Source organism: Kitasatospora sp. NPDC034533, assembly GCF_055575155.1.
Window position 1 is genome coordinate 1 of the sequence record NZ_JBVITE010000120.1, and the last position, 10690, is coordinate 10690.

13 protein-coding genes are annotated in these 10690 nt (G+C 74.9%); 8 read left to right on the forward strand and 5 right to left on the reverse strand.

Features of this window, described 5'->3' with window-relative positions; genetic code table 11:
• Positions 1-861: 861 nt before the first annotated feature.
• The gene (locus tag ACZ55U_RS38090) at positions 862-1242 is read right to left on the reverse strand and encodes a helix-turn-helix domain-containing protein (protein WP_465534061.1); all 381 of its coding nucleotides are present in this window, start codon (positions 1240-1242) and stop codon (positions 862-864) included.
• A gap of 162 nt (positions 1243-1404) precedes the next feature.
• Entirely contained in the window at positions 1405-3561 is a 2157-nt protein-coding gene (locus tag ACZ55U_RS38095; protein ID WP_465534063.1) for an SdrD B-like domain-containing protein, read from the reverse strand.
• Positions 3562-3589: 28 nt separating this feature from the next.
• Between ACZ55U_RS38095 and ACZ55U_RS38100 the strand changes: the two genes are divergently transcribed.
• Positions 3590-4198 (forward strand): alpha/beta hydrolase, encoded by a 609-nt coding sequence (locus tag ACZ55U_RS38100; RefSeq protein ID WP_465534065.1) that lies wholly within the window; start codon positions 3590-3592, stop codon positions 4196-4198.
• Positions 4199-4252: 54 nt separating this feature from the next.
• Here the strand turns inward: ACZ55U_RS38100 and ACZ55U_RS38105 are convergent, their stop codons facing one another.
• Entirely contained in the window at positions 4253-5014 is a 762-nt protein-coding gene (locus ACZ55U_RS38105) for a dienelactone hydrolase family protein (RefSeq protein WP_465534067.1), read from the reverse strand.
• A gap of 275 nt (positions 5015-5289) precedes the next feature.
• On the opposite strand from ACZ55U_RS38105, the gene ACZ55U_RS38110 reads away from it, so the two are divergent.
• On the forward strand, positions 5290-5571 hold the full coding sequence (locus tag ACZ55U_RS38110) for a hypothetical protein (protein ID WP_465534069.1): 282 nt from the start codon (positions 5290-5292) through the stop codon (positions 5569-5571).
• Positions 5572-5923: 352 nt separating this feature from the next.
• Here ACZ55U_RS38110 and ACZ55U_RS38115 read toward each other — a convergent pair whose 3' ends face one another.
• Positions 5924-6226, reverse strand: a complete 303-nt coding sequence (locus ACZ55U_RS38115; protein ID WP_465534071.1) for a hypothetical protein — start codon at positions 6224-6226, stop codon at positions 5924-5926.
• Between the two features lie 159 nt (positions 6227-6385).
• The gene (locus ACZ55U_RS38120; RefSeq protein ID WP_465534073.1) at positions 6386-6982 is read right to left on the reverse strand and encodes a DUF5919 domain-containing protein; all 597 of its coding nucleotides are present in this window, start codon (positions 6980-6982) and stop codon (positions 6386-6388) included.
• A 308-nt stretch (positions 6983-7290) separates the two neighbouring features.
• Here ACZ55U_RS38120 and ACZ55U_RS38125 point away from each other — a divergent pair, with 308 nt between their 5' ends.
• Genes ACZ55U_RS38125 through ACZ55U_RS38150 form a run of 6 tightly spaced genes read left to right on the forward strand, consistent with a single transcriptional unit; the run spans position 7291 to position 10519 of the window.
• Entirely contained in the window at positions 7291-7536 is a 246-nt protein-coding gene (locus tag ACZ55U_RS38125; RefSeq protein ID WP_465534075.1) for a hypothetical protein, read from the forward strand.
• A 1-nt stretch (position 7537) separates the two neighbouring features.
• The gene (locus ACZ55U_RS38130; protein WP_465534077.1) at positions 7538-7780 is read left to right on the forward strand and encodes a hypothetical protein; all 243 of its coding nucleotides are present in this window, start codon (positions 7538-7540) and stop codon (positions 7778-7780) included.
• Between the two features lie 32 nt (positions 7781-7812).
• Positions 7813-8361 carry an NUDIX domain-containing protein gene (locus ACZ55U_RS38135; RefSeq protein WP_465534079.1) on the forward strand — a complete coding sequence of 183 codons (549 nt, stop codon included), beginning with the start codon at positions 7813-7815 and terminating at the stop codon, positions 8359-8361.
• Positions 8362-8377: 16 nt separating this feature from the next.
• The gene (locus ACZ55U_RS38140; protein ID WP_465534081.1) at positions 8378-8860 is read left to right on the forward strand and encodes a MarR family winged helix-turn-helix transcriptional regulator; all 483 of its coding nucleotides are present in this window, start codon (positions 8378-8380) and stop codon (positions 8858-8860) included.
• Positions 8857-9696: an ATP-binding cassette domain-containing protein gene (locus ACZ55U_RS38145; protein ID WP_465534083.1), complete on the forward strand. Its 840-nt coding sequence runs from the start codon at positions 8857-8859 to the stop codon at positions 9694-9696. Before ACZ55U_RS38140 ends, ACZ55U_RS38145 begins: the two co-directional genes overlap by 4 nt.
• Positions 9656-10519 carry an ABC transporter permease gene (locus ACZ55U_RS38150; protein ID WP_465534084.1) on the forward strand — a complete coding sequence of 288 codons (864 nt, stop codon included), beginning with the start codon at positions 9656-9658 and terminating at the stop codon, positions 10517-10519. Before ACZ55U_RS38145 ends, ACZ55U_RS38150 begins: the two co-directional genes overlap by 41 nt.
• Positions 10520-10690 lie beyond the last annotated feature (171 nt).

Sequence of the window (10690 nt, forward strand, 5' to 3'; positions counted from 1 at the left end):
CTGAGGCCCCCGCAGGCCCTGCCTCCCGCGCGCGCCCGCACCGACGACTGCCCCGCCCACCACGCCGCGCCCGCCAACACCGCCCCGGCCCCGGCAGGCCGCCCCTGCCTCCTGCGCGCCCCCCGCACCGCTGCCTCACCCACCACGTCGCGCCCGCCACCACCGCCCCGGCCCCGGCAGGCCGTCCCTGCCTCCTGCGCGCCCCCCGCACCGCTGCCTCACCCACCACGTCGCGCCTGCCACCACCGCCCCGGCCCCGGCAGGCCGTCCCTGTCTCCTGCGCGCCCTCGCCTTCGCCGACGGCTGCCTCACCCACCACGTCGCGCCCGCCACCACCGCCCCGGCCCCGGCCGCCTGAGGCCCCTACAGACCACCTGACGCGGGCGGAAAAAGGGCCCCGCCACCAACCCCCCCCTTCGGGCGAAAAGGAGGGGCGGTGGCGGGGCCCCGCCCCGCGAAGCCCCCGGCCCGGCCCGGCGGCTGTGCGCGGCCGGGTTCTGGCGGATGGGCCCGAGGTGCCGGTCCGCGCGGTGCGTTGCCTGGTCGGCCGTGCCTCCGGGCTGCCACCGTGCGATGCCCTTTCCCTGGCCGAGCGGGTGGCGGGGGCGCCGGGTCCCGTGGCGTGCGAGCCGCCCCCGGCCCGGCCTGGCCTGGCGCCTGCGCGGGCCGGGTCTGGCGGATGGGCGCGAGGTGCCGGGCCGCGCGGTGACGTGCCCGTTCGGCGGTGCCTCCGGCCAGCCACCGTGCGCCGCCCTTTCCCAGGCCGAACGGTGGCGGGGGCGCCGGGTCCCGCAGCCCGCGAGCGGCCCCCGGCCTGCGGGGCGCGACGCCCCGGCCGGGCCGTCGCCGGCCTTCGCGTGCTCAGGCGGCCAGGGTGAGGCCGGTGTGGCGGGCCGGGGGAGCGGTACGGCGGCGGGAGGCGCGGGAGAGCGCGGGGCGGGCCAGGTCGGCCTGGGCCAGGGAGAGCAGGTCGGCCAGGCCCAGCCCGAGGGCGCGGGCGGCGGCCGCCAGGACCTCGGAGGAGGCCTCCTTGCGGCCGCGTTCCAGCTCCGACAGGTACGGCACCGAGATCCGGGCCTCCTCGGCGACGTCCTTCAAGGTCCGCTCCTGGGCCAGCCGTTCACGCCGCAGCACGCCGCCGACGACATCGCGCCACAGCGGCTCGCGCGCGGCGGGCTCCTGCCGCCGCGCCGTCGTGGGCAGGGGGATGACACGGGCTTCGTCGGGCGCATGTGTGCTCATCCTCCTCAGCCTAGACGAGCACCCGCGCCTGCCCGGGCGGGGGAGAGGGAGGAGCGCCCGCCCCCGTGGCGGCCGAACCCGCCACGGGAGCGGGCGACTTCGCCCCCGCGCCCACCCCGGCCCGCGCTCCGTCAAGGCCCCGCTCCGTCAAGGCCCGTGCCGTCAGCGCTTGCAGCCGCAGCGCCGGAACCCGAAGTCGAGGGTGTGGTCGTTCTCGCCCGGCCCGCCGGTGGTCAGGTGCCGCTCGGGGAAGGGCGTGCCCGGCACGCGCACGCCCTTGGAGTCGACGAACGGGTCCCCGCCGACGTCGTGACGCGTGGGCACCCACCGGTACAGCGGCCCGCCCTCGGCGTAGTCGGCGGCGTTGTCCAGCCGGATCGTGTAGCCGCTGCGCGCCTTGAGACCGCCGTCCACGTTGGAGTCGTCGAAGTAGTACTCACCGCGCGCCGACGTCACCGCCGTGGCCACGAGCGCGCCCGAGGCGTCGTACAGGTGGACGGTGACGCCCGCCACCGGGCTCTGGCCCGGCTCCTGGAGGCCGGTGCGCTCGGGGTCGTACCAGACGCGGTTGCCGATCTGCAGCGGCGCCCGGTCGCAGAGCACCTCCAGGTCGCCCATCGAGGCGCCCTTGCCGAACGGCGCGGGCGTGTCCGGCGGGTTGAGCCGCAGGCCGAAGCGCGGGTCCGAGCGGCCGTCGGCCCGCTGGAGGAACGACGTCCCGTAGCCGAAGGCCGTCTGGTTCGGGTCGTACCCGGAGGTCGCGACGGTCGTCTCCACCCTGGACAGCGCGATCCCCGCGTAGTCCGCGTTGTGGTGCACGCCGAAGCGGCTGGTGTCGAAGAAACGGGTGCCCCGGGGCGAGAGCCCGCAGCCGTTGTTGGTGTCCATCACGAACGTGCCGCCCTGCGGGCAGGCCTTGTCCAGGTCGCCGCCCGCCAGCACCTGGCCCACCGGGGCGCCCGGCCCCGCCTGGCCGGCTGCCCGGTCCCCGAAGCGGTCGCGGAAGGACAGCAGCATCGTGCCGTCCGTCTCGAAGCCCACCTCGCCCAGCTCCGGCTCCGGCTGGGCGAGGTAGCCGGCGCACGCCTGGCCGTTCTGCGTGGCCGGGAAGGTGTCCGTCCACGGGAACCAGCCCGCCCCGTCACACGGCGGCGAGCCGACGGTCGACTGGCGCGGGTAGTCCAGCGGCTGGTCCAGCACGGCCGGCCCGAAGGCGCCGGTGGCCACGTCGAAGGGCAGCACGACCGCCCGCAGGTCCGACACCAGGCCGGTGGACTCGCCGGAGCAGACACCGCCGAGGTAGCCGGTGCCCTCCCGCAGGCCCAGGCCGAACGGGCGCCAGTCCCCGGCCGCGGGGCAGCCCGGGTCCGGGATCGGGTAGACGGCCGCCGGCTGCGCGGCGGTGGCGAGCGTGGCGTCGTAGCGGTAGAGGCGGCGGTCGTTGAGGTTGACGACGAACAGGTCCCGCCCGTCCTCGGTCACCTTCAGCCCGCCCAGGCTCTCGCGGCCCGGCGCCGCCAGGAACGCCTCGTCCGCGCCCGGCGTGTGGGCGCTGCTCCCGGCGTCGGGCACGGTGGCGAACACGGTGGTGCGCTGGTGCGCGAGGTCGGTGACGTAGATGCCGCCGGCGCCGCCGGGGCCGTAGCGGGTGCTGCGCTTGGCTGTCGCCGAGGAGAACACCCGCCGGTCCGCCTTGTTCCACGCGATGCCGAACAGGGCGCCGGTCTGCGCGTCGGTGGCGAGGTCCGTGACGTTCACGTCCACGCCGTCCTGGCCGCGCGCGCCGTAGGGGAAGGACACCAGGGTGCGCTGCCCGCCGCCGCCCCAGGTGGTGTTCTGGCAGGCCGTCACCAGCGGCGCGTTCTTCTGGCAGTAGTCGCCCGGGTACCACAGCCCCGTGGTGTACGAGACGTTCCGGCCGCCGGAGAGGTCGACGAACTCCTCGTTGGAGCTCAGCAGGCCGGGCGCGCCGTCCAGGCCCTGCCGGGAGGCGAAGGCGGGGAAGAGCACGCCCGGCTGCGGGTTCACCACCCGCACCCGGTACGTGCCGCCGTGCCGCCCCGGGCGCGGCGGCGGCGGGGTGAGGGTGACGGTGCCGTCGGCCGCCGTGGTGCCCTCGGCGCGGGAGCGGCCCTCGCCGGTGAGCGTCACCCGCACGCCCGCCAGGCCCGGCTCCAGCGCGGGCGTCCACACGCCGGTGGCGTCCACCGCCCTCACCACCCGGACCGTCACCGTCCCGTCCCCGCCCTGCGGAAACGCCTGCGGCGCGGTCGCCAGCGTGCCGCAGGCCAGCACGGCGGCGAGCACCGCGGCCCGCACGGCTCTCCTGCCTGTTCTTCTCGTCCCCATGTCGGCCCCACTCCCGTGGTCGGCGGGCCGGCGCCCGCTCCGGACAGGACTCCCAGGACAGCCGCCCACCGGCCGCCCGTGCCCCGCCTTCGGGGCGCGTTCACCGGTGTGCGTGACGCCTGCGGGGCGGGAAATCGCATGGAGTTCGGACACGACCACACAAGTTCGCATACACCCGGACTGGCCGCTGCGCCCCGGCCCGCGTTCCTGGCGGACCAACAGCCCGGGTGGCAGCGGGGGTTCGCCACCGGGCCGAGTGGGAGGCGGCCCGCCACGCCACCTGCCGGCCCGGCCGCCCCCGCGAGGAGGTGAGCGCCGGGAGGGTGCGTCACGGGCGCGTTCCGCGCGACCCGGGGGGCTGTTGGCGCGCCGTCGAGCGCACCCGCACCCCGCAACCCCTGCGGGGCCCGCTGCTGGACGACAATCACCCCTGCGCCTTCCGGGATGCCCCGCACCGGCAGCTGCCCTCCTCGCGGCTGCTGACCCTGCGGGGCGCCGGCACGGGCTGTACGGGACCTACGGCGACGCGTGCGTGGACGACGCGGTCGACGCCTACCTGGCCGGCGGGCGGCTGCCGGACACCGACCCGGTCTGCACCCGCCGGTAGCCCGGCGCTCGGCCGGGGCCCGCCCGGTGACGGGCGGGTCCCGGCCCGGTTGTGCTACTTCAGGTGCCGGTTGTAGAAGCGGATGCCGTCCTCGACCTCGAACCAGGGGGTGCCGGTGTGCCCGCCCGTGTTGGCGTGCAGCGTCTTGTGGGGGCCGGCGAAGGCGTCGAACAGCTCCAGGGCACGCTCCCGGGGGTTGCCCTCGTCGTCCCACTGGAGCAGGAACAGCAGCGGGACGGTGATCCGCCGGGCCTCCTCGCGCTGGGCCAGGGGCACGTAGCCGCCGGCGAAGAGGACGGCGGCCGCGACGCGCGGATCGGTGGCCGCCAAGTGGATGCCCAGGGCGGCCCAGCCGCTGTAGCCGACCGGGCCGTCGGCGACCTCGGGCAGGGCGAGGAGCGCGTCCAGGGCGGCGCGCCACTCCGGGACGGCGTTCGCCACCAGCGGGGCCACGAAGGACTCGAAGACGCCGTCGACCGCCTCGCCGGCCCGCATGGCGCGGCGCAGCTCGGCGCGGGCCCGCTCGTCGGCCGCCGAGCGGGGCCGGTCGCCGCACCCGGCGGCGTCGATGGAGGCCACCGCGTAGCCCCGGGCGGCGGTGTGCCGGGCGCGGGCGACCATCCGGGGCTCCCGCCGGGGCAGGCCGTTGTTGTGGGCCATCAGGACCAGCGGCAGCGGCGCGGCGGCGGGTACGGGCGGCGCGGCGGGGGCGGACGCGGGGGCGGGGGTCCACAGGGTGCCGGGGATCTCGCCGAGGGTGAACTCGCGTTCGACGACGTCGTCGTCGCGGAGGAGGTGGTGGGAGGTGAAGTGCACGGTCGTGCCTTTCGGGAGGGCTCGTGATCGGCGCTCCCGGGCTGTCTACCGCCCGACCGTGGCCTCGCAGGAGAGCACCCATGTCGATACTGCGTTCACGGGTACCACCTCCTCGTCCTCTCGCACGGCCTCGGGAAAGGTAGCAGCGGCCGGCGCGCTGCGCCAAACGGGTTCCCGGGCGGCCGGTCGCGCCGGGCCGGCGCCGGGGGCGGGGATCCATGGGCCGCAAGGGCGCCTCCTTCCCGTCGCGCGCCCCCGGAACGAGGAGAACTGTGATGCGTCGTCGAATCGCCCTGGCCGGCATGCTGGCCGCCGTCGGTGCGCTCGCCCCGGCGGTGCCCGCGCAGGCGGCCACCGGGACCCTGGTGGTGAACGGGGTGGCGAAGCAGAACCCGGTGCGGGGCTGCTACCCGGCCCTGTCGCCGGTGGTGGTCGAGAACCTCACGGACGCGAGGGTGGACGTGTACTCGGCGGCCGGCTGCCAGGGGACGCTCACCCGGCAGGTGGCGCCGGGGATGACGGCGGCGACGGTCGGGTTCAGCTACTTCGTGAACTGAGGCCGGGGCCGGGGGCCGGGGGCCGGGGGAGCGGGAAGTCGGCCCGGCCGACTTCCCGCGTACGGTACCGGCGGGCGGGGCTCCCCGGGGCGGGCGGGCTCCGGCCGGACGGAACGTCGGCCGCCCGCGCCCGCTCCGCGGGGCGGCCCACACGACGGTTCGGGCACCCGCGACGCGCCGCCGCCCCTCCCGCGAGGGGCGGCGGCCCGCACAGGAAGTCGGCCCGGCCGACTTCCTGTGCGGGCGGGGCCGGTGCGGACGCCTGCGCCAGACCGGGCGCGGGAGTTCCCCGAGGGGGCCGGTACGGCCACGGTCCCCGGCCGGGAAGGCCACGGCCCGAGCCCGGAGGCGGCTACGGAAGGTCCTGGCCTATCGCCCGCAGGACGTCGGCGAGCCACACCAGGTGGTATCCCAGAGCGCGGTCCTCGTCGGCGAGCAGGTCCCGCAGATGCTGCCAGGACTCCGAGAGCTGCCCGATCGTCAGGTCGCTCGGCTTTTCGGTGACGTCGTACTGCTCGTCCGAGGGGATGGACCAGAAGTAGTCCTTGTCCAGGGCGACGGCATCGTTCGTCGTGGTGGCTTCCACATGGCGAAGCAGGACGTCGAACGACCGGCGCAGTTCGTCGAGGGACACGTGCAAGGGCTCATCGGTCATGAGTGCCATTGTGGGGGACGGCAAGATCACGGTCTGCGGCGCGGCGCGGCCTCCTCCTCGCGCGGGGCCGGGGTCAGTGGGTGTCGAACCCGCCGGTGCGGGTGGCGGTGACAAGGCCTGCCAGGCGGGGGAGGGGAAGAGGAGGGCCGGGCCGACTGCCTACGCGGGGGCGGGGCTGGTGCGGATGCCGCTGCCCCGGGACCAGAGTTCCTCGACGTGCTCGGCGAAACGGTCGAACATGCCGTTCCCCTCGCTGCGCCGCAAGTGCATCAGTGGGGAGTCGTGGCCGACGGTTCGGGCCAAGTGGGGGGTGATCAGGGCGTGTTCGTCGAAGCGGAAGACGGACAGGCCGATGTGGTTGGGGCCGTCCTCCGGGGCGCTGAAGCGGGCCTCGATGCCCTCGGTGCCGGAGAGCTTGGCCAGGTTCTCCAACGTGACCCGGATACGGGTGGACACCGTGAGAGTCACGTCTTCGAGCCGCTCGCGCTGGCGCGTCGTGTCGGAGTCGGGATCGCCGAGGAGGAAGCGGATGCGGCAGCCGCCCTCGGCCTTGCGCCGCAGGGTCTGGAGGAGGGCGGGCTGCTCCAGCCAGACGAAGTAACTGGTGTACCCGGCGAGGAAGATCTCGGTCCGGGCCTCGGCGATCAGCTGCGCCCACACCGACCGAGGGCAGGCCGACCGGTACGGGTAGACGGCGAACACTTCCCGGTCGTGCCCGGTCTTGACGTTCGCCCGGACGCTGTTGGGCCAGATCACTCGTTCATCAACCCCTAAAGCCGCGCAGACATCGATACGGTTCCGCTGATGCGGCACCAGCGACGCATCAGAGAGCCAGCGTTCCACTGTCTTAGGTGTAACACCGACCCGGGCCGCCAGTTGACGGGGGGACAGGCGAGCTGCCGCCATACCTTGCTGAAGCGCAGTGTTCAAGAGGAATCCTGAGACGTTTTGGGCTTTCTTGGACGGTAGCGCCGAGAAGTGGCAGATGTCCTGAAGATGGAAGACGTATAGGCCTTTTGGGCGCCGATGATTTCCGCAGAGACCGCGTGAGAGGAGTCGTGCGCATGGAGAAGGGTTCGATCACGGGATCGGCCGGTGAGGAGAAGGAGCGCTCCGGCGACCAGCCGGTCCGCCTCTACGGCTACGGCGTCCGCTTCGACCCCGAGGTCGGCCGCTACCGGGTCCGCAACGAGACCACCGGCGAGTTCCTGCGCCGGCCCGACGGCGAACTCGCCCTCTTCGCCTTCTTCGGCGACGCCTACAGCGCCTGGCGGGCCTTCGAGGTCCACAACCGCCCCGCGGGGACGTGAGATGTCCACCCCCTCCCGCGCCACCGCCGAGCAGCGCCGTCAAGCCGCCGACGTCCTGGACGACTTGACCACCGTCCTCGCCCTGGGCGGCGTCGACCTCCCCACCCTCGACGTCGACCGGGGCACCGGCCGCACCACGTGCGGCTACCTGCTCCACCTCACCGCCCGCCCCCTCGACCTCCTGCGCATGGTCGACCTGCTCCGCAAGGGCCTGCGCTACGAACGCCTCACCTTCGACGACTGAACAGCGGCCACCAGAAAGCGAACCCCCACCCCATGCAAGACCCCCGCCTGCTCGCCAAGCCCCCCGTCTGCCGGCTCGGCTGCCTCGCCCTCGTCCGCAACCGGCGCGGCGACGTCCTGCTCGTCGACCCCGACTACATGGACGGCATGATCCTGCCCGGCGGCTCCTCCCTCCCCAACGAGCCCCCGCACCTGGCCGCCGCCCGCCACGTCCACGCCGAGACCGGCCTCCACCTGCGCCTGAGCTACCTCCTCGCCGTCGACTTCACCCCCGCCGACCGCTTCCTCCAGCGCCTGAACCTCGTCTTCGACGGCGGCACCGTCCGCGACGGCACCAGGATCACCGTCCCCCCGCGCCACCGCAGCGGCCTGCTCGGCGCCCGCTTCGTGCCCGTCCGCGACATCCCCCGCGTCATGGCCCCCTCCCAGGCCGCCCGCGTCACCGAGGCCCTCGCGGGCCGCGCCCTGCCCGTCCTCGTCCACGGCCAGCGCGCACCCGAAACCGGCCCCACCCCCGCCCAAGCCCCCACCCGAACCCCCGCCCAAGCCCCCGCCGAAACCTCGACGAATAGCTCTCACTGAGAGCTAAAATGACCGTATGACCGCGACAGAGCCCACGCTCGACGTCGCCCCGGCGGACGAGCTCACCACCCTCCTCGCCGGCATCCACCGCCTGGCCCGCCGCAGACTGCGCCAGACCACCGACGAACCCCGCCTGCGCGGCGCCCAGGCCGAACTGCTGCGCCTGGTCCGGGACAACCCCGGACTGCGGGTCTCGGAAGCCGCCGAGGAACTGTGCCTGGCCGGCAACTCGGTCTCCACCCTCGTCAACCAGCTCGCCGCCCTCGGCCTGCTGCGCCGCGACAGCGACCCCGCCGACCGCCGGGCCGCCCTCCTGTACGCCACCGACCAGGCCGTCGAGCGGATCGAGGACTGGCGCCGGCGCCGCCGCGCGCTGATGAACGACATCGTCTCCGGCCTCCCCCCGGCCGACCGCGCCGCCCTGACGGCCGCCCTGCCCGCGCTGCGCCACGTCGCCGAAGGCCTGCGCACCCCGCCGCCCCCACGGGAGGAACCATGACCGAGGACGCGGTGGCGTGCCGGGGCCTCGCCTACACCTTCGGCCACGGGCGCGGCAAGACCACCCGGGCCGTCGACGGCATCGACCTGACCGTGCGCACCGGCGAGGTCTTCGGCCTGCTCGGCCCCAACGGCGCCGGCAAGACCACCACCATCCGCGCGATCACCACCCTGCTGCCGGTCGGCGCCGGCATGGTGCGCGTCTTCGGCCACGACGCCACCCGCCACCCCATGCGGGTACGCCGCCTGCTCGGCTACGTCCCCCAGCAGCTGTCCGCCGACGCCGCGTTGACCGGGCGCGAGAACGTCGCCCTGTTCGCCCGCGTCTTCGACGTCCCGCGCGCCGAACGCGCCCCCCGCGTCGCCCAGGCACTGGCCGCCGTCGGCCTCACCGACGCCGCCGAACGGATGGCCGCCACCTACTCCGGCGGCATGGTGCGCCGCCTCGAACTCGCCCAGGCCCTGGTCAGCGCCCCGCGCCTGCTCGTCCTGGACGAACCCACCATCGGCCTGGACCCGATCGCCCGCACCGGCGTGTGGGAACGCGTGGACGCCGTGCGGGCCGCCACCGGCATGACCGTCCTGGTCACCACCCACTACATGGACGAAGCCGACCGCCACTGCGACCGCGTCGCCCTCATGGACCGCGGCCGCATCCGCGCGCTCGGCACCCCCGCCGAACTCAAGGACGAGGTCCGCCGGGCCGACCCGGACCACGGCGACCCCACCCTCGACGACGTCTTCCGCCACTTCGCCGGCCGGCAACTGGCCGACGCCACCGAAGGAGACTTCCGCGATGTCCGCCGAACCCGCCGCACCGCGGGCCGCGTCGGCTGAACCCCCCGGCCCCGCCCCCGACTTCCCGCTGCTGCTGGTGCCCCCGCGCGCCCGCACCGGCTGGCGCCTGGTGCCCGCGCGCATCGGCGCGATGTGCGCGGTCGAACTCCAGAAGCTGCGCCACGACCGCACCGAGCTGTACACCCGGGCCGTCCAGCCGGCACTGTGGCTGCTGATCTTCGGCGAGACGTTCACCCGGCTCAAGGCCATCCCCACCGGCGGCATCCCGTACCTGGACTACCTGGCACCCGGCATCATCGCCCAGTCCGCGATGTTCATCGCGATCTTCTACGGCATCATGATCATCTGGGAGCGGGACTCCGGGGTCCTCACCAAACTGCTGGTCACCCCGACCCCCCGCGCGGCCCTGGTCACCGGCAAGGCCTTCGCGGCCGGGGTGAAGGCCGTCCTCCAGGCCGTGGTGGTGGTGCTGATCGCCGCCGTGCTCGGCGTCGCGCTCACCTGGAACCCGCTGCGCCTGCTCGGGGTGGCGGCCGTGGTGGTGCTGGGCTCGGCGTTCTTCGCCTGCCTGTCGATGGCCATCGCCGGCATCGTGCTCACCCGCGACCGCCTGATGGGCATCGGCCAGGCGATCACCATGCCGCTGTTCTTCGGCTCCAACGCCCTCTACCCGGTGGACCTGATGCCCGGCTGGCTCCAGGCCGTCAGCCGGGCCAACCCGCTCAGCTACCAGGTCGACGCGCTGCGCGGCCTGCTCATCGGCACGCCCTCCCACCTGCCGCTGGACTTCGCCGTCCTCGCCCTCGCCGCCCTGGCCGGCATCGGCGCGGCCTCCGCGCTGCTGGGGCGCCTGGCCCGCTGACCGCACCCGGCGGGCACGGAAGCGGACCGCGGCCGACCGGCGAACGCCGGCACACCCCGCTCACGTACGCTCTTCGGCATGTTGCGTCCTGAAAGCTGGTCCAGGCTTACGGGTGTGAGTCCCGTCCGGGTAGACACCGGAGTGCCCGGTAGCAGGTCCCGGTTCGTCGTG